Genomic DNA, 18,807 nt, shown 5'->3' with positions numbered 1-18,807 from the left:
TTTGCCGAGATTTTTGGTCAATTTTTTGGCACCAAAAAACTACTCTTGCGTTTTATTATATCAGTTATCTATGTTTTTGACTAGCTCTGAGCCGGAGGATTTTTAGACTCGTTGTCGCTCTGATCTGGCACTGCAGGCGGATAGTTAGCTGGAGGCTGTTGCATAGGCGGCTGCGCGTACGCTGGTGGATATTGACCAGGCTGCTGCGGATAGTAATTTTGTTGCGGATATTGTTGTTGCGGCGGAATTGGTTGTTGATATGGCTGCTGTGGATATTGAGGCTGCTGCGGGAATTGTCCAGCGACAGGATATGGATAAGCATTCATCTTACGTCGATTACTGACAGAAACTGCAATTGCGATAATTGACACTGTCAAGAATAATGCCCCCGTTGAGAGAATCACCACAACCACGATTATAACCGTGGTGTTATTTTCTGATTCGCTCGCTCCAGCTTCTGCGCTAGATACCTCGTTTTCCGTAGAGTCGTCTGGAGTATTGGATGAAACTTCGATCATCTTCGCCACCAAATAATTGTCGGGGTATTTTTTATCCAATTGCTCAAATTTAGCTTTTGCCTGAGAATATTTACCTTGAGAAAAACTCTCCAAGCCATCTTTCCAGAGCTTAGTCAATTCGCCGTTCGCCGATAACGCAACATTATTTTTCTTCGCCATAGTTTTCAGATCAGCGATATCACGGAATATTCCCTCTCCAAAGCAAGAATTGTTGTGCTCGCTCCTATCCGCACAGGATGAACCGCCGTAAGTGTTCAGTCCAATCTGCTTGCCATCCTCATCGAACGCTGGACCACCACTGTTACCCGCCGCAATTTGCGCACTCATTGAAAACAGCTTATGACCACCCGCGTCACTGCCCGAACCAGAAACATCTCCCTGAGTAACGGTTGGCACAGTCTTACTCTTCTTCGTATTTACGCCGTCGTCGACAATCGCTGGATAACCAATCGCTGTCACCCGATCGCCTCTAGAAACCTTAGAGCTATCACCCAATTCCACCGCTGGAAATCGCCCTTCGACCTTCAGAATCGCCACGTCACTTTTGTCGCTATTCAGATCCATGCCATGACCCTTCAAATCAACTTCCGCGTCAATTTTCTTGGCTGAAATGTTAGTCTTCGTCTTTTTCCACTTAAGATTGCCCGAACCGTCATCTTCGCGCGCAATAGGTTCGCTTGAGGTCTGAATGACATAGTCATATCGATCGTTTTGCGAACGTATATTATCGGCAGGAACTTGGTTGATAAGACCGAGAATTGCCGCTTGCGCACTCTGATCGCCGCCATCAGCCTTATTTGCCAAATCACGAAGCGTCTCTCGAGTCACGTAGCCCGCATCTACCACAAACTTTATATATTTATTCATGTTCTCTTGAGTATTGATACCCATGATCATACTTTGGTTCGAAACTTCAGTCACATGTCCATTTGTAGCAATGTAGCCATCATCAGAAACAATCGATCCACTACCAATTCCGCCCGTACATAAGCCATTCAGCTGCATACTCGCACCATTCTGTGCCGTATAAATCATATCAGCACAACGATATGTTCCCACGCGGACAGTAGCAATTTGATTCCTTGCCACCACTTTAATAACGGAATCTTCGTCTAGTTCATCCAAAGTATTTGTAGTGTCTTTATCTTCTGAGAAATTTTCCGCCTTAGTTTCGGTCTTAGCTATCGTAGCGGAAGCCACTTGCGCCTCACTATTGCCATCAGCCCTAACCAAGTAGCTACTGTCTGGATTCTGGAAAGTTACCTTAGCAACCAGCGCCTCCAGCTGGTCAATATATGGCTGCGTGTACGAATTCTTGCTCAATGCAAAAATCGTCATCCAGTACGGTCTGCCGTTCTGAATTGTCAAATAAGTTATTTTTTCGCCAGTTTTCTGCCACTTGCCGTCAATAGTGCTTCCGTAATCAACGATCATCTTCTTAAACTTACGTCCAGAAATCGTCGCATCGCTGGTGTGATATTTTAAGTTCGGATTATCCTTTTTCTGCTTGTTGATATCGCCCTGAAGCATTAAGTCCAAATCTGAATATTTCTTCGTGTCCTTGTATTCCTCGGGCATCGTTGAGCGATCAAAATAAGCTTTTTTGCGCGAAGTTACGATTGAGAAGTCCGGCATAATCTTCCTAAATGAAAACTTCTCTTCTTCCTCCTTCGGCTTTTCTGAACCTTTTCTGAAATACAATCGCAAAATCGCATAAGCACGACTCTCTTTCAGCTCGTCATCAGCATACGTGGTGGCGCTATACTGTTTCTCATTAGAGTCTTTATTTAAGACGTGACCTTCGCCAGTAAAAATACTCTTGTCGTATCGAATTGAATAGCCATATTTGGAAACGACTTTTTGCAAGTTCTTAGCATCTTCTTCGGCAAAAATCTTCTGGATCTTCTTTTTTGCGGTTTTACTAACTCCGGAAGAGCGGTTATTATTAACGACAATCAGCCCAACTATAACGGAGATCAAGAAAACCACACCCAGAACGATGGCTACAATTTTTAATTTCTTCATTGACTTCTGATTCATACTGCTCCAATCCTAACGATAATTTACAAATTGCAAAGGTGTGTCATAATCACTTTCTCGCAATAAACTAATAACTTTCTGCAGTTCATCCTTCGACGCAGAAGTAACACGAACGAGGTCGCCCTGAATTTGCGGCTTAGCTTTCGGCGCATTAGCACGAATATCAGCGGCAATTTGCTTCGCCGTCGGCTGATCGAGGCCTTGCTTGAACGGAATCTCCCAAGTCGTTTTCAGGTTCGAAACAACTTTCTCTTTTGATAAATCCAGAACTTTACTTGATTGACCGCGCCCCGCCAATTTCTTGCGCACAATGTCCAACACAGCGTCAACTTGCCAATCATTGTCGCCGGTAATTTTCAGACCCTTTTTATCATCCAGCCAATCAATTGCCGCGCTCGTCCCCTTAAAATCATAACGCCCTTGAATTTCTTTTTCAGCCTGCATGAAAACATTATTCATCTCAGCCTTGTCAATTTCTGACACAATATCAAACGAAAAACTCGCCATCTTCCCTCCTAATTTTTTCTATTATACCAAAAAATCGCCCCGTTTAGAGCGATTTTCTGATTTTGCTTTCAGGCAATGATTAGCCGCGAGCAAAGTGCGCAAAGGCGCGGTTAGCTTCAGCCATCTTGTGGGTGTCTTCCTTCTTCTTGAAGGCAGCACCAGCTTCATTGTAAGCGTCAACAATTTCCAACGCCAATCGCTGTGAATATGGCATTCCGTTGCGAGCGCGAGCTGCTTGGACTAGCCAGCTAAACGCATAGTGCAATTGTCGATGTCCCTGAACTGGGAATGGAATCTGATAGTTAGCACCACCAACGCGGCGAGATTTAACCTCAAAGCTTGGGCTAACGTTCTTCAATGCTTTTTCAAACACTGCCAATGGATCTTCAGAATCCAATTTCTTAGCAGCAGTTTCTAGGGCTGCGTAAACAGCACGCTCAGCCGCCAATTTCTTACCGTCTAGCATTGACTTGTTGATCAAGCGCTGAACTAGTACGCTTTGGTATCGGCGATCAGGCTTAAGTTCACGCTGCAATTTCTTGGTAACTTTACGAGGCATGATTATTTATCCCCTTTCTTTGTACCGTACTTAGAGCGACCCTTCTTACGGTTGTTAACACCCTGAAGGTCAAGCGCACCACGTACGATGTGATAGCGCACACCTGGAAGGTCAGGCACACGACCACCGCGGATCAAGACCACAGCGTGCTCCTGCAAGTTGTGACCTTCACCACCGATGTACGCCCAAACTTCATAGCCGTTGTTCAATTTAACACGAGCAACTTTACGCAAAGCTGAGTTTGGTTTCTTTGGCGTCTTAGTCGTCACACGCACACAAACACCACGCTTAAGAGGTGCATTCTGGTCATAATAACGCGTTTTTAGGGCGTTATGAATACGACCTAGTGCTGGCGACTTGGACTTTTTCTTAGCCGTTTGGCGCGGTTTGCGCACCAATTGGTTGATTGTTGGCATCCAATTTCTCCTTGGTTGATTTACTAATTATGGCAATTCGCCTTACGGTTTGGATTCAGCAACTCCTCTCCGTGTCTATACCTTTTCCGCCGAGATTGCGATCTGTACACATTCAAAACACCGCGCACTCCGAAAAGAGGAAACTCTGAGAGGAATTATAACACACTTGACGTCAAATATCTACCCAGAATATAAGGATTTTGTCTACAAAAATACAGAATAACTACGCAGCTTCAGACTCAGAATATCGCTCCGCCTCAGTCCACCATCCGATATTATCCTGCGACGCATGCACGCCGCCTTCAGACATCAGTCTAACAACTCGAAGTTCGCTCTCCGCCAATCGCAACGCTAAACGATCGTTAAATACGCTTGGACTGACTTTGCTTTCTGTGCCGTTTAAGACAGTTAAAACAGTATCTCCGTCAATTGCTGGGTTTTTTCTATTCTTAGCCTCGATAATCGTATTTCCGATATCATGACGATTAATAGCCCACGGATAATAAAACAGTCCAGCCGTTCGATGAATCGCAATCTTAGCCAACTCCTTTGCGCCATTAATTTTTCTTAAATAAGCAACCCATTCGGGATTATTTTCCAATATATCCGCGTACCCGTCACCGCCGTGCATCATAAAATTGGCAGCAAACTGTAAAAAATTATTCTCTTTATCAAGACCAGCCGTCTCCCATAAGTCCATCCGCTCCAGATGAACTTCTTCCGGTGCGGTATGCACCATAGCCGACACAACGTGAGCTCCAAGCGACGCCCCCAGAACGCGACTAACTGAATCAAAATCCAGACCAACATAATCCAATCCTTGAGCAATAGCGTCCCACTGTTTTATGGCGCCAGGCTTAAAATCCCCCGACAAAAGTGCTTGCTTAATATACCCAGGCATCTTCGGTAAACCAGGTTCAACACCTGGGTTATCTACATATATTACCACACCGCCCCCTATAGCTGCGGTGGCTTTTGCTCGCTCCTGAGACAATGGATTATGGAGCGTACCATCAGACCACTGAGGCAAGATTATCGTAGCTTTCCCATTAACATCTCCTTGACGAGCATCGGCTATATAAACGCCCAGACCGTTATCTGTTATTCGCTCGCAAGCAACATCGTCCCAAGCATTTGGCTTTGACACTTGACTCCAATCCTTTTCAGACATAGTCTTGGTTATAAATAATTCGCTCACAATCGAATCTCCATTTCTTAACAATCAAGCTGAACATTTCACCTTCATTTAGTGTACTCGTATTATACAACCTTTCTTGTAAATAATCAATAGAAAACCGCCCCGGAATTGAGGCGGTTCCTGTAGTTACGAAGCCTACTTATTAAGCAGCGACTTCTTCTTCGACGAATTCGTCCTCGCTCGGTGTTTCGAGTTCTTCGCCTCCTTCGACAGCGCCAGTTCCTACCGGAATCTTGCGGCCGATGATGACGTTTTCCTTCAAACCGTGCAAGTGGTCGGCTCGACCAGATACAGCAGCGTTAATCAAGACGCGAGTAGTGTCCTGGAAGGATGCAGCTGATAGCCATGAGTCGCTCCAGATTGACACCTTTGTGATACCGAGTAGCAATTGTGTGTAGCTAATCAATTTCTTACCTTCAGCAGCCAATTGCTTATTCGCATTGACCACAGCGGCCTTAGAAACGATGTCGCCAGTCACAAATTCGCTATCACCAGCATCTTCGATTTGCACGCGACTAAACATTTGGCGAACAATAATCTCCAAGTGCTTGTCAGCCACGTCCTGACCCTGAGCGGCGTAAATTCGCAGAACTTCGTTGATGATGTAGCGCTGAGTTGCCTCAACACCCTTAAGTCGCATCAAATCGTGCAAGTTCAATGATCCAGCTGTCAATCGATCACCAGCTTCAACGACATCGTTCGCCTTAACGACCAACTGCATATTGCCTGGGATTTCATAGCGAGTTGGCGAAGCAGCCTCTGCCGCGATCACCAAAGTATCCTCAGCCGACTCAATCACACCGTCAAATGGCGCGATCAAAGGACGAGTGTCGCTCTCGCCAGTCGCCAAGACATCGCCAGCCTTGACGCTTGAGCCAGCCTTAACTACAACAGTTCGACCCTCCAATGGCAATCGCTCAACCTTGCCAGATTCTGGTGTAATTTGAACGATGTACTTCTTGCCATCTTCCCAAACGTCGACCAAACCAGCAACTTCCGTAATGAATGCTTGACCCTTTGGTGTGCGCGCTTCAAACAATTCTTCAACACGAGGAAGACCTTGGGTAATGTCACCACCAGCAACACCAGAGTTGTGGAAGGTACGAAGCGTCAACTGAGTACCCGGCTCACCAACTGACTGAGCGGCGATAACACCGACTGGCTGGTGATTGCCAACCAATTTACCAGTCGACATATCAATACCGTAACTTCGCTGTGGAATACCGTTAAGGTTATTTGTTGATAATACGGACTGAATCTTAACGCTTTCAATGCTTTCGTCGTCATCAATTGAATCTGCGATTTCACGCGTGATCAATTCGTTCTTATTGACGTGACCTGGAATCGTTTCAGCAGCATAACGACCAGCCAAACGGTTCGAGAAGTCAATCATCGTCTCTTCAGTTTCTGATCGGTAAATTGCATAACCTTCATCGTCGCCATCAGTATCTTCAACGGTAAATACGTCTTGTGCAACGTCAACCAAACGACGAGTCAAGTAACCTGAGTCGGCAGTCTTAAGAGCCGTGTCAATAAGACCCTTACGTGCACCACGAGTTGCGATAAAGGCTTCAAGGCTAGACAAACCGCCGGTGTAAGAGCTGCGAATTGGAAGCTCAATCTCATGGTTGGTTGCGTCCATCTGAACACCAATCATCGCGCTCGCCAACTTCACGTTGGAGATATCACCACGAGCACCAGAGTTGACCATCATAGAAATACTGGTGTCCATATGCGCCAATTGGTCTTTCAAGAACGCCGTAATCTTATTGTCGACGTTTCGCCATGCGCTAACCGTCAAGTTATATCGCTCTTCCTCAGTAATCAAACCTTGGTCGAATTGCTCAGAAATCAAAGCCGCCTTAGCGTCACCTTCAGCCACAAACTGAGGGATTTCCTCAAAGTGAACATAGTCGGTCATACCAGTCGACACAGCCGCAACCGTAGCAAAGCGGAAAGCCTGACCCTTCATGCGGTCTGCAATCTTAGCGGTTTCTTCGGCGCCATACTTGTTAAAGATTTGCGCCAACACCTTCTTGAGCTGCTTCTTGGTCTGGACATTATTATCATATGGGAAATCTTCAGGCAGAATCTCATTGAAGAAGACGCGACCCAAAGTTGTTTCACGCATTTTACCTTTCGCAAAGATACGAATTGGGGTTTGCAAGTGAATTACGCCATTGTCGTAAGCCATTTCTGCTTCGTAAACAGAACTGTAAGTTTTAACCTTGTCGGTCTGAGCTTGCGGCTTGTCATAAGTCAAGTAATAGTTGCCAAGCACGATGTCCTGCGAGATGTGCAACACTGGCGCACCATCGGCAGGCTTCAACAAGTTGGCAGTTGCGCTCATCAATTCACGAGCTTCAGCCTGAGCCTCTTTTGATAGCGGCAAGTGAACAGCCATCTGGTCACCATCGAAGTCGGCGTTAAATCCGGCACAAACTAGCGGGTGCAACTGAATAGCTTTTCCCTCAACCAAAACTGGCTGGAAGGCTTGAATTGACAAACGGTGCAAGCTTGGTGCGCGGTTAAGTAACACGTACTTGCCTTCAATTGCTGAATCAAGCGCATCCCAAACTACTGCTTCACCAGCTTCGATTAGACGTGAAGCCGAACGAATATTGTGCGCAAATTCGTTCTTAATTAACCAGCTAATCACGAACGGCTTGAACAATTCCAGCGCCATTTGTTTTGGCAAACCACATTGGTTAATCTTCAATTTTGGACCAACCACGATAACCGAGCGACCAGAATAGTCAACGCGCTTACCAAGAAGGTTCTGGCGGAAGCGACCTTGCTTACCCTTTAGCATATCACTCAAGCTCTTCAAGCTGCGGCGACCACCAGTCGAGCTGACTGCGCGACCGCGAGATGCTGAATTGTCAATCAAAGCGTCAACAGCTTCCTGAAGCATGCGCTTTTCATTGCGCTGAATAACTTCTGGCGCGTTAAGCTCAATCAACTTCTTCAAGCGGTTGTTTCGGTTGATAATTCGGCGGTACAAATCGTTCAAGTCAGATGTCGCAAATCGGCCACCAGACAGCGCCACCATTGGACGAAGATCCGGAGGAATAACTGGCAGAACGGTCATGCATAGGCTTGACGGCTTAATGCCAGCAGATTCCATACTTTCGAGCATCTTCAAGCGCTTTAGCAACTTCTTCTGCCGCTGACCTTTTGCAGTTTCAGCTTCCTCTGTCAATTCAGCAATAAGCTTTGGCAACTCAATCTTGTCCAAAAGTTCCTTGACCGCGCTAGCACCCATGCCAACTTCGATCAATTCGTCATATTCTTCTGGCAAGTTGCGATATTCGCTCTCTGAGATCAAAGCGCCGAAATTCAAGCTCTCCAATTGAGACTTCTTACCAACGTAAGATTCTTCCAATTCCTCGACTTCACGGCTCTGCTCTTTAGCTAGTTGCTTAACGTCAGCGCCATCTTCTTCAGCCATTTTTTCGTAACGGATTTTGATAGCCTTACGAGCCAAATCAGTTTCCGCTTCCAAATCTGCCAAATATTGATCACGAGTTGCTTCGTCAACGTTCAGGATAACGTAAGTTGCAAAGTAGACGATTTTCTCAATATTGCGAACCGTCATGCCGAGCAACTGGCTCATTGCGCTTGGAGTGCCGCGCATAAACCAAATATGCGCTACAGGCACTGCCAATTGAATGTGGCCCATTCGCTCACGACGAACGATTGACTTAGTGACCAATTCACCATTCTTATCGACAGCAGCTTCGCGTGATCGAACACCCTTAAGCTTTGAGTCGTGTGGATTAATATCCTTAACTGGACCAAAGATTCGCTCACAGAACAATCCGTCGCGTTCTGGCTTTTGTGTGCGATAGTTAATTGTTTCTGGCTTCAAAACTTCGCCGTAGCTCCATTTCAGAATGTCTTCTGGGCTAGCTACCGCCAAACGAACCGCGTCAAAATCGCTGATGCCCGTTGCGTTAAATGCAGAATTTGCCATCTTACGCGTCCTCCTTTATTTCTTCTACTTCATCAATATCTTGCACGCTCATGCCATCGTCAATTTCACCGATGTCATCTGATTCGTCCAAGTATGTTTCTTCTTCCTCGCCATCAGCGGCAACGGTTTTGTCTTCTGGGCCACTTGAAGCGATAACATGCTCAGCGTCAACTGTTGCCTCGTCATCAACCAAGTCAACTCGAAGACCCAAACCTTGAAGCTCCTTAACCAACACGTTGAAGGACTCTGGAAGTTTTGGACCGACAATCGGCTCATCCTTAATGATTGACTCGTAAGCCTTTGCGCGACCGTAAACGTCGTCGGACTTAATTGTCAACATTTCCTGCAAGGTTGCAGCAGCACCGTAAGCTTCCAATGCCCAAACCTCCATTTCACCGAAGCGCTGACCACCGTTTTGTGCTTTACCACCAAGCGGCTGCTGAGTAACCATCGTGTATGGACCAGTTGAACGGGCGTGAATCTTGTCAGAAACCATGTGGTGCAACTTAATCATGTGCATCACACCAACTGTTGTTCGCTCCTCAAACGGTTCACCGGTACGACCGTCAAACAATTGACTCTTACCGTCACGCGCCAAACCAGCTTTTTCTAGCTCATCAGAAATCTTCTCACTTGGAACACCGTTAAATGACGGAGTTGCTACGCGGTAGCCCAATGCTCGTGCTGCCATACCAAGGTGAGTTTCAAAAATCTGACCAAGGTTCATGCGGCTTGGCACACCAAGTGGGTTCAAAACTACGTCAACCGGCGTACCGTCCTCTAGGAATGGCATATCTTCAACAGGAAGAACTTTCGCTACAACACCCTTGTTGCCGAATCGTCCAGCCATCTTGTCACCAACGCCAATCTTTCGCAATTGTGCAACGAAGATCTGAATTTGCATCAAAACGCCAGCCTTCAACTCGTGACCATTTTCCCGACTAAAGATTTTAACGCCAACAACTTTACCGCCGCCTGCATTATTCATTCGCTGTGACGTATCGCGAACGTCCTTAGCTTTTTCACCGAAGATGGCGCGAAGCAAACGCTCCTCAGAGCTCAATTCCTGCTCACCCTTTGGTGTAATCTTACCAACCAAGACATCGCCAGCCTTAACCTCTGAACCAATTTGAACAATTCCGTTCTCGTCCAAATGACGCAAACTTTCCTCAGAAACATTTGGAATATCGCGTGTCACAATCTCTGGACCAAGCTTCGTCTCGCGAACCTCAACGGTGTAATCCTTAATGTTAATGCTTGTCAATCGATCGTCTTCAACCAAACGACGGCTCATAATAATCGCGTCTTCCATGTTGTAGCCACCCCATGGCATGAAGGCAACCAGAAGGTTTTTACCTAGAGCAATTTCACCGCCAGCAATTGAGGCGCCTTCAATCAGAATGTCACCCTTCTTAACCTTGTCGCCACGCTCAACGCGGACTTTTTGGTTGTAGCAACGATCGTCATTGTTCTTCACGAAGTGCTTCAAAGTATAAATCTTTACGCCATCAGCATATTTAACGTGAACTTCGTCGGCATCAGCGCGAACGACTTCGCCGTCGGCGCTAGCCTGAATCAAGTGACCACTATTCTCAGCCACAGCCTTCTCAATTCCAGTACCAACAGTTGCGGATTCTGGACACAATAGAGGAACCGCCTGGCGTTGCATGTTTGAACCAGTCAAAGCACGGTCAACGCGAGTCTTCTCAATAAACGGAACCAACGCTGCAGTCGAACCTAGAATCTGACGGTGAGCTGCGTCCATGAATGTAACTTGGCTAGCATCAACTTGTGATGGCTGCATATTACTGCGGGCGTTGACACGCTCGTCGCGGAAAGTTCCGTCTTCGTTAAGAGCTTCACCGGCATCAGCGATAACCTCGCCAATTTCCTGTGAAGCATCCAAATAAACAAGTTCGTCAGTCACTTTGCCGTCTTTCACGCGAAGATATGGAGTCTCAATAAATCCATATTCATTAACACGTGCGTAAGCCGCCAAGTTCAGCACCAAACCAATATTCGCACCTTCTGGCGTTTCCACTGAACAGATACGACCATAGTGAGTTGGGTGGGCGTCGCGAACCTCAAATCCAGCGCGCTCACGAGTCAAACCGCCAGGACCAGTTGAGCTCAAGCGTCGCTTGTGGCTCAATTCTGACAATGGGTTAACTTCGTCAAGCAGCTGCGACAACTGGCTTGAAGTAAAGAATTCACGAACAGCCGCAACAATTGGACGAGCGTTAATCAATTGGCTTGGGCTAACGCTTTCCAAATCAGCCACACTCATGCGATCCATCGCGTTACGCTGCATTCGAAGCATACCAACGCGGAATTGTCGAGCAATCAATTCGCCAACCAAGCGAACTCGGCGGTTACTCAATGCGTCAATGTCATCAGCTGGCTCTTGCGTATTGTTCAAGCGAATAACTTCACGCAAAATCGCCACCAAATCGCTCATCTGCAATGTACGATTTTCAGCCGTATTAGCAACATCCAGACCCAAGCGTTGGTTCAATTTATAACGACCAACCCGCGAATAATCGAACCGCTTGAAGTCAAAGAACATTCGCTCAATCATCTGACGAGCATTATCAACTGTCGCCAAATCGCCTGGACGCAATCGACGATAAACCTCAATCAACGCCTCGTTTGCACCACGAGAAGTATCCTTGTCCAAAGTTTCGTCAATGTATTTTACGTCACCAGTATCAATATCAGCGAACAATTCCTTAATTTCGCTAGTCTTTGGATAGCCCAAAGCGCGCAACAAAGTCGTTGCTGGCATCTTGCGGCGGCGGTCAATTTTTACGTAAATTGCGCCGTTAGAAGCCGTCTCAAATTCCATCCAAGCTCCACGTCCTGGAATGATTTTTGCACCGTAGTAATTACGTCCCGCTATTGTTTCAGCAGTGAAGAAAACACCAGCAGAGCGAATCAACTGGCTAACAACCACGCGCTCCGTACCGTTGATAATGAACGTACCGCGCTCGGTCATCCATGGATATTCACCGAGATAAATTTCCTGCTCTTCAACTACGCCAGTTGTTTTGTTTGTCAATTCAACTGTTGCGTGCAGCGGAGCTTCAAATGTCAAGTTGTTTTCTTTGGCAAATTGGTCAGTATTTTTTGGCTCGCCAAAATAGTATTTACCGAACTTTAATGACAACTTCTGACCAGTGTAGTCGTCAATTGGGTTAATTTCTGAAAATATCTCACTCAAACCTTCTTCGACGAACCAGCGCCAAGAATCTTTTTGGTGAGCGATTAAGTTTGGTAGCGGCAGGGCATTATCACCAGAGGTGAAATAGACGCGCTCGCTACTTGTGGTTGGTTTTTTTGCCACAGGCGTAAACACTCCTCGCTTTAATTAGTGGTTAATAGACGGCCGTGAAGATCTCTAATTCATAGCCCAAAATCACGATTTGCCTACTCGCAATTTTCACCCGCCATGAATACACTACTTCTATAACTACTCATTATGACGAAAAACGTCAATAAAATCAAGGGGTTTTACTAGTGTTTTTCAATATTATCAATCAACATATTATGAACTTCGTCAATTGTCCCGTCCGCCGAAACTACCGGAATTCCGTATACTTTGGCAATCTCCAAATATCCATCGTCGACTTTTTTCTGAAAATCTTGCCCGCGCGACTCAAAAGTGTCGGGATTTTTCAGCTCGCCACGCATAGAAATTCGCTCTTCCCGCTTATCACGGCTCAAGATTAAAATAACCATAACGTCTGGCTTCAAGTATTTTTCATCGGTGAATAATTCTGTCAATCGCAGAATCTCCGACTCGTCGTAACCTTCGCCTCGCCCCTGATAAACCAGCGTTGAAATATAATTCCTTGCACTCAAAACAATTTCCCCACGCTCCAACGCTGGCTGAATTTTTTCCCGCCACAATTCACGCCGAGCTGCAGAAAATAGCGCCACATTCACCGCCGCAGAGCGAGCCAGATCACCATTCTTAATCACTTTTCGAAGCTCATTTGCTATCGGAGTTGATTTTTCCGGATCGTCACTTCCCGGCTCTTCAATCACGCAAACCGTTCGCCCGATTGATCGGAAATATTCCGCCAACTTAGCGACCTGCGTCGACTTTCCTGTCCCGTCATTACCTTCGATAACTATATATTTTCCCGCGTCGCTCATCATCACCTCGTAATTACAATGTGCGGCTTCTGTAGAAATACCAGCCATTTTTTCGTTTTTCCATCAATTTTTATCAAGTGAGTATGCTGATGTATCATCGACTTGGTTTTGCTGCCTTGGGCTCGAGCGTAAATTGAATAGCCACTAGATTCAAACCTAGCAACCTGATTAATATAGTCAATTTTTTCCTCATCGCTCAAATTCGCCAATGAATCCACGTGCCGTTTCGGTATAATCATCAAATGATCATCCACGCCGCAGCCATCCCAAAAATCATAGCCAAATCGATTTTTAATGATTAGGCAATGCTGCGTTTCTTCTACGACTTGACTAGTATGCTGTTCTACCAATTGACAGAAGTCGCAACTTTCAGATCTATTACTTTTCTTATGATTCTTATATTCTTTTTCTTTTGTCCGCCAACGGAAAATTGAACCAGTCATCATTATAAAACCCCCTCGCTTAGACCCGAAATTTCCATCGGTTTATGTCGACGATCCTTAAACGCCCGCGGCAACATCATTTCTGGACGCCAAGTTTTTATCAATTCATCCAAATCGTCAGTGTGCTGATATTTGCCACTCATTCCGCCGCGTCCACTAGCATATCCGCCGTCAACCTGACCAGTGTGATGAAAAATCAATTGCCCAATTCTCTCACCGACAGGCAAAACCACACTTTCATGCTTATTCAAATTGTAAATCTCAAGCGTAATCCGATTGATATATCCCGGATCAACCCAGCCGGCATCAAAACACACCGCCACGCCGTTTCGCCCCCAAGAGCTACGACTTTTCACCTCAGCCGCGCCGCCATGCGTCCGGATTCCAACAAATTCGTGCGTGTGTGCCAAAATTCGCTCACCAGGCTTCAGTACGATTATCGGATGATTCGGCGGAATATTCTTAAATTCCCGAAAACCGTGCCGCTCGCACCATTCGGAGTGCGGAATCGCCTTAAGCGGACCCTTGAAATATCGATTGACATCGGACTCGTCAAACGGATTATAAACTCGCGAAATATCATCATATTCCTGTTTATAAAAATTAAAGCCTAGCGTAAAATCTAAGCTGGCTTCCGATACGTTTTTTGGGTTGAACGGCGTACAGACAATTGTCCCGTCTTCAATCGCCGCTAATATGTCTTTATTTGAATACACGCTCACTAAACACCTCCCATTGCGTGATTTTTCTACCAATTCTTATTATGGCAAGTTTACGCATTCCTATCAAGCTTTCGGTAAATTTTACAGCATGTTAAACTGAAATTATGGAAAAAGCCATTATTGTAGCTTACGATAAAAACCGCGCCATCGGACAAAATGGTGATATGCCGTGGGGGCGAAGTTTGCCGGCCGACTTGGTGAATTTTAAGCGTTTGACGAGAAATAGCAATGTCATTATGGGCAGAAAAACGTTTGAGTCAATTGGTTCGCGACCGCTTCCAGACAGAGAAAATATTGTCATTTCGTCCAAGCCAACTGGCGTCAAAAAAGTTCTGACGGCTATGAATTTACGAAGCGCCCTGGCTTTATCCCGATATCCGACTTTTATTATTGGCGGCTCACGAGTTTATAAAGACGCGCTAGATATTCCAGAAATTGACACCATTTACGCCACGGAAATTGACGCCGAATTCCCCGATACTGACACTTTTTTCCCAGAGATAGATATGAAAGCGTGGGAGGAAGTAAGTCGCGCACATCATTCGGCAGATAATGAAAATAATTACGATTTTGATTTTGTGACGTATAAAAGAAAATAGCCTTCTTAAATTGACAATATTTGATGTTTGTGGTATGATAAAGCACATGAATAACGAAGCGCGTATACAAATATTAAACCCTGAAGACAACTCAGAATACACTACGGACGCAATACTCAGAGGCGCACGATACCCCAACGGAGCTACCGAACTACTCAAAGAGGATGCCATGCTGTTCGATAAAGCGCCCGGCGATGATGGACGAGTAAAGTATATAGCAGGAAAGATTGCCACCTTATTGTATGACCCGGAAGCTGACAAATATATACTTCCGTCAAAGAAAAATTCCTGTAAAAAGTAAATTATAGCCATTTCAGTCTGCAGACACAATCAACTTACACAGAGATCGGCGCTTTTATTGCTGGATGGCATTCATAATCCTCCAGGCGAATATCGTCAATCGTGAAATCATCAATATTCTTGATGTCTGGATTGAGCCACAGTTTCGGTAGTGGCAGTGGACGGCGCGATAATTGCTCGTCAACTTGCGCACGATGATTATTGTAAATATGTGCGCTATTTAAGGTGTGAATAAACTCGCCGGGTTGCTTGTCGGTAACTTGAGCGACAATCGACAAAAGCAACGCATAGCTGGCAATGTTAAACGGCACCCCAAGGAACATATCCGCCGAGCGCTGGGTCAGCGCCAAATCCAGCTTGTCCTTCTCGCCGTTTTTACCAGGTCTTACGTTAAATTGAAACATCGTATGGCACGGAGGTAGCCCGCCGGCTTGAACGATATCATCAATTTCCGCCACATTCCACGCGCTCACGATATTCCGACGCGACTCTGGATTCGTCTTTATTATGTCAATGGCGTTCTGAATCTGGTCAATAGTTCCACTCTTCCCGTCAGGCCATTTTCGCCATTGGACACCATAAACAGGACCCAAATTTCCCCATTCTTTAGCAAACGCGTGATCCGTCGCAATCTTATCAATAAATTCCTTCATTCCAGCGCGCCACTCGTCGCCGTTAATTTCTGGTATTTTCTGACCAGTTTTTTCTAGATAATTTTTATATGGCCACTCATCCCAGATATGAATGCCGTTTTGCGCCAAATATTCAATATTGCCCGTACCCTTAAGAAACCACAAAAGCTCATGAGCGACACTATTAAAATACAACTTCTTCGTGGTCATAGCCGGAAATCCGTCTGCCAAATTATATCGCGTCTGAATACCAAAAACTTCTGTCGTCCCCGTTCCCGTACGATCACCTTTTTGCACACCGTTATCACGAACGTATTTCAATGCATCTAAATATTGCCTCATAAGCCCTCCTTGCTTACTTCAAATTATGACAAGATTAACGCGCAAACACAAGTAAAACTAGCCGTAGTTTTGATAACGTTAAGCTATGTTTAGAAAAATTTCAACTAAGAGATATTAATTATGCTTCAATTTGCACTACATAAGTTGTATACTGATCAGTATGTACGTGCGAACTGCGGCAAGAGAATACATATCCCCAAAAAGTCCAGAAGGACGAGATAATGTCGCCATGAATTATCTGCAGCTGCCGGTGTACGAGCTTGACGACAATGGCATGCAAATTCACGATGTTGTTTGGGGAGACTGTGAAATTGGTAATAGACAGCCGTATGACTCACTCCTGATGGAGTTAGCTCGCTCGCCACTATTCCGACGGCTTCAGGCAGTCGAGCAGTTAACGTTGCCACCACACTTTGCAACTTTACCGAATACGACATATTTTTCCCGGTGGCAGCATATCTGGGGGAGTTTGGTATTTGTTCGCAAGATGACGGAGGGCGATGACCGATTCGATGACCGGCAAAGAACCATTCTGGAACTGAGGACATTATTTTCTGATGTCGGACAGACTGCTTTTTCACACTTGGGAGACTGGATATTTCAGGGTGTTCAAGGAGGCGAGAATCTACATGATCAGGATTTGCGAGAACTACTAGAAGTATTTGGCATTGATAAGCTACTGGAAAAATATGGATTGACGCTCGATGAGACGGTATTCCCAGAGATTAACGACTGGGTAGAGTGCCCATCGCCTGATTTGTGTGTTGACCGAGTTGATTATGGTCTACGCGAAATTCTGCGCTGGTCTGGCAAGGCTGTTAATATCTATCCATATGAACATAGCCTGCAAAATCCACAGTCACTTTTTAGAATTAACGATCAACATATGCTGGAGGTGACGAATGAAGATTTTGCACGGCGATTTGCAGCTGGGTATAGTATTTTACCGACCGAGCACTGGAATCAACCTGTTCATCGTCTACAGCTAGAATTACTACAAACAGCGGTAAAGCGAGCCTTGTTAGAAAGTTATTTTAGCGACGGCATTGATCTAAGATATCCGGTACATCCGCGCGATCGGATATATGGTATTGATTCGGACTTCCGGTTTGCTCTGTCTATGGTTGGTGACGGTGGCGCACTATCTCGGACGATGCAGACTATCGCTTCCGATCAGCGCCAGGCATATATCACAGCCAGAAAGCTTGACTTAAGCTCTTTGCTGTCCAATGTTGGCTCATCATTCCCTGACTTCCCCGATCCGCTGAAATCATATTGCCACCCCTCAGAAGAGTTTGGTCTCGTTTCTCCACACGTAGAAGTCACCAGAGACGATGAAGCGAGACAAGGAGTTTCTCGGGAAATGGGTCGTATTTCAGTCGGACTACCGACGCTAAAGCCGCGGTCAATTGATCCTACTGTTTTGATAGATGGGCAGACTATACGACTGAGTGAGATTGATCCAAGCTTTAAAAACTATTTGACAAGACAAACTGAAGTGATGCGGCGCGGCTATCGGGCGGAGCTGATGGTTAATAAAAAATTTGGTGGAAAGATACTTGAACTATATCAGCGCGTTAATGACGGCTGGCCAGACGCTATCCAGCAGCCACGTAATCCAGATAACTTGCGAGAAATTGTGGAGCAAGCTGGATTATATGGTGCCGGTAATCGGTTTGACAACATTTATGAAATATAGCTTTGAGACGTGCCGTCTACTCTAATAGTCCGCAGAGAATTACCTATACTATTATCCATTATTTAAGGGCCGCCACTATTAAAAAGGCACCAACAAATCTACGACAATTTAGTCAAGACTTTGTCGATTAGACCGTACTTTACAGCTTCATCCGGCGTCATCCAATAATCACGCTCCATGTCGGACTTGACCTTAGTCAACTTCTGACCGGTGTTTTTCGCCATAATCTTCGCTAGCATTTCCTTAACTTCCAAAGTTTCCTTCATGTCAATTTCCATGTCGGTCACTTTTCCGTGCGTTCCAGAAGACGGCTGATGAATCATCACCTTAGCGTGCGGCAAGCAAAACCTCTTGCCCTTAGCACCAGAGCTGAGCAAAAACGCGCCCATGCTTGCCTGCAAACCAATTCCATACGTCGCCACATCAGGCTTAATAAAATTCATCGTGTCGTAAATTGCCATACCGTCATAAACGCTGCCGCCTGGACTATTGATATATAGCGATATATCAGCTTGCGGGTCAACGTATGCCAAATGCAATAATTGCGCCACTACGCTGTTCGCGGTATGTTCGTTAACGTCTTCGCCAAGGAAAATAATTCTCTCATTCAACAATCTCGAATAGATATCAAAAGCACGCTCGCCGTCAGCCGATTTTTCAACGACAGTTGGAATGAGATATGATTTTGGCATATTCAC

General features: G+C 45.6%; 15 protein-coding genes. 3 read left to right on the top strand and 12 right to left on the bottom strand.

What is annotated here, in order from left to right; all coding sequences use genetic code 11:
• Positions 1 to 80: 80 nt before the first annotated feature.
• The 10 genes from LRM50_RS00240 to LRM50_RS04045 form a co-directional block, all read right to left on the bottom strand.
• On the bottom strand, positions 81 to 2,558 hold the full coding sequence (locus LRM50_RS00240) for a S1 family peptidase (protein ID WP_243809293.1): 2,478 nt from the start codon (positions 2,556 to 2,558) through the stop codon (positions 81 to 83).
• Between the two features lie 12 nt (positions 2,559 to 2,570).
• Entirely contained in the window at positions 2,571 to 3,065 is a 495-nt protein-coding gene (locus LRM50_RS00235) for a YajQ family cyclic di-GMP-binding protein (protein WP_129631019.1), read from the bottom strand.
• A gap of 79 nt (positions 3,066 to 3,144) precedes the next feature.
• Positions 3,145 to 3,624 carry a 30S ribosomal protein S7 gene (rpsG, locus tag LRM50_RS00230; RefSeq protein WP_243809291.1) on the bottom strand — a complete coding sequence of 160 codons (480 nt, stop codon included), beginning with the start codon at positions 3,622 to 3,624 and terminating at the stop codon, positions 3,145 to 3,147.
• Between the two features lie 2 nt (positions 3,625 to 3,626).
• Positions 3,627 to 4,040 carry a 30S ribosomal protein S12 gene (gene rpsL / locus LRM50_RS00225; protein ID WP_129631024.1) on the bottom strand — a complete coding sequence of 138 codons (414 nt, stop codon included), beginning with the start codon at positions 4,038 to 4,040 and terminating at the stop codon, positions 3,627 to 3,629.
• A 223-nt stretch (positions 4,041 to 4,263) separates the two neighbouring features.
• Positions 4,264 to 5,211: a hypothetical protein gene (locus tag LRM50_RS00220; RefSeq protein ID WP_243809284.1), complete on the bottom strand. Its 948-nt coding sequence runs from the start codon at positions 5,209 to 5,211 to the stop codon at positions 4,264 to 4,266.
• A 169-nt stretch (positions 5,212 to 5,380) separates the two neighbouring features.
• On the bottom strand, positions 5,381 to 9,214 hold the full coding sequence (gene rpoC, locus LRM50_RS00215) for a DNA-directed RNA polymerase subunit beta' (RefSeq protein WP_243809281.1): 3,834 nt from the start codon (positions 9,212 to 9,214) through the stop codon (positions 5,381 to 5,383).
• A gap of 1 nt (position 9,215) precedes the next feature.
• Positions 9,216 to 12,557: a DNA-directed RNA polymerase subunit beta gene (rpoB, locus tag LRM50_RS00210; protein WP_243809279.1), complete on the bottom strand. Its 3,342-nt coding sequence runs from the start codon at positions 12,555 to 12,557 to the stop codon at positions 9,216 to 9,218.
• A 170-nt stretch (positions 12,558 to 12,727) separates the two neighbouring features.
• Entirely contained in the window at positions 12,728 to 13,420 is a 693-nt protein-coding gene (gene tmk, locus LRM50_RS00205; protein ID WP_243809277.1) for a dTMP kinase, read from the bottom strand.
• Positions 13,375 to 13,818, bottom strand: a complete 444-nt coding sequence (locus LRM50_RS00200) for an HIT family protein (RefSeq protein WP_243809275.1) — start codon at positions 13,816 to 13,818, stop codon at positions 13,375 to 13,377. Before LRM50_RS00200 ends, tmk begins: the two co-directional genes overlap by 46 nt.
• Entirely contained in the window at positions 13,818 to 14,537 is a 720-nt protein-coding gene (locus tag LRM50_RS04045) for a dCTP deaminase (RefSeq protein ID WP_243809267.1), read from the bottom strand. Before LRM50_RS04045 ends, LRM50_RS00200 begins: the two co-directional genes overlap by 1 nt.
• A gap of 104 nt (positions 14,538 to 14,641) precedes the next feature.
• Here LRM50_RS04045 and LRM50_RS00190 point away from each other — a divergent pair, with 104 nt between their 5' ends.
• Together LRM50_RS00190 and LRM50_RS00185 are read left to right on the top strand one after the other, a co-directional pair.
• Positions 14,642 to 15,136, top strand: a complete 495-nt coding sequence (locus tag LRM50_RS00190) for a dihydrofolate reductase (RefSeq protein ID WP_129744327.1) — start codon at positions 14,642 to 14,644, stop codon at positions 15,134 to 15,136.
• A 46-nt stretch (positions 15,137 to 15,182) separates the two neighbouring features.
• Entirely contained in the window at positions 15,183 to 15,437 is a 255-nt protein-coding gene (locus LRM50_RS00185) for a hypothetical protein (RefSeq protein ID WP_243809265.1), read from the top strand.
• Between the two features lie 34 nt (positions 15,438 to 15,471).
• Here LRM50_RS00185 and LRM50_RS00180 read toward each other — a convergent pair whose 3' ends face one another.
• On the bottom strand, positions 15,472 to 16,410 hold the full coding sequence (locus LRM50_RS00180) for a thymidylate synthase (protein WP_243809263.1): 939 nt from the start codon (positions 16,408 to 16,410) through the stop codon (positions 15,472 to 15,474).
• Positions 16,411 to 16,570: 160 nt separating this feature from the next.
• Here LRM50_RS00180 and LRM50_RS00175 point away from each other — a divergent pair, with 160 nt between their 5' ends.
• On the top strand, positions 16,571 to 18,109 hold the full coding sequence (locus LRM50_RS00175) for a hypothetical protein (protein ID WP_243809261.1): 1,539 nt from the start codon (positions 16,571 to 16,573) through the stop codon (positions 18,107 to 18,109).
• A gap of 98 nt (positions 18,110 to 18,207) precedes the next feature.
• On the opposite strand, the gene LRM50_RS00170 is transcribed toward LRM50_RS00175, so the two are convergent.
• On the bottom strand, positions 18,208 to 18,801 hold the full coding sequence (locus LRM50_RS00170) for an ATP-dependent Clp protease proteolytic subunit (protein WP_129631050.1): 594 nt from the start codon (positions 18,799 to 18,801) through the stop codon (positions 18,208 to 18,210).
• Between the last annotated feature and the right edge of the window lie 6 nt (positions 18,802 to 18,807).

Source organism: Candidatus Nanosynbacter sp. TM7-053, from assembly GCF_022828375.1.
GTDB lineage: Bacteria > Patescibacteriota > Saccharimonadia > Saccharimonadales > Saccharimonadaceae > Nanosynbacter.
This window is presented reverse-complemented; position numbering and strand designations above follow the sequence as displayed.

What these genes read in the sequence shown, in the direction of transcription:
- LRM50_RS00190 (WP_129744327.1), top strand. Translation starts at nt 14,642, where the DNA reads ATGGAAAAAGCCATTATTGTAGCTTACGATAAAAACCGCGCCATCGGA.
- LRM50_RS00170 (WP_129631050.1), bottom strand. Translation starts at nt 18,801, where the DNA reads ATGCCAAAATCATATCTCATTCCAACTGTCGTTGAAAAATCGGCTGAC.
- tmk (WP_243809277.1), bottom strand. Translation starts at nt 13,420, where the DNA reads ATGGCTGGTATTTCTACAGAAGCCGCACATTGTAATTACGAGGTGATG.
- LRM50_RS00220 (WP_243809284.1), bottom strand. Translation starts at nt 5,211, where the DNA reads ATGTCTGAAAAGGATTGGAGTCAAGTGTCAAAGCCAAATGCTTGGGAC.
- LRM50_RS00175 (WP_243809261.1), top strand. Translation starts at nt 16,571, where the DNA reads ATGTACGTGCGAACTGCGGCAAGAGAATACATATCCCCAAAAAGTCCA.
- rpoC (WP_243809281.1), bottom strand. Translation starts at nt 9,214, where the DNA reads ATGGCAAATTCTGCATTTAACGCAACGGGCATCAGCGATTTTGACGCG.
- rpsL (WP_129631024.1), bottom strand. Translation starts at nt 4,040, where the DNA reads ATGCCAACAATCAACCAATTGGTGCGCAAACCGCGCCAAACGGCTAAG.
- LRM50_RS00235 (WP_129631019.1), bottom strand. Translation starts at nt 3,065, where the DNA reads ATGGCGAGTTTTTCGTTTGATATTGTGTCAGAAATTGACAAGGCTGAG.
- LRM50_RS00185 (WP_243809265.1), top strand. Translation starts at nt 15,183, where the DNA reads ATGAATAACGAAGCGCGTATACAAATATTAAACCCTGAAGACAACTCA.
- LRM50_RS00200 (WP_243809275.1), bottom strand. Translation starts at nt 13,818, where the DNA reads ATGATGACTGGTTCAATTTTCCGTTGGCGGACAAAAGAAAAAGAATAT.
- rpsG (WP_243809291.1), bottom strand. Translation starts at nt 3,624, where the DNA reads ATGCCTCGTAAAGTTACCAAGAAATTGCAGCGTGAACTTAAGCCTGAT.
- LRM50_RS00180 (WP_243809263.1), bottom strand. Translation starts at nt 16,410, where the DNA reads ATGAGGCAATATTTAGATGCATTGAAATACGTTCGTGATAACGGTGTG.
- LRM50_RS00240 (WP_243809293.1), bottom strand. Translation starts at nt 2,558, where the DNA reads ATGAATCAGAAGTCAATGAAGAAATTAAAAATTGTAGCCATCGTTCTG.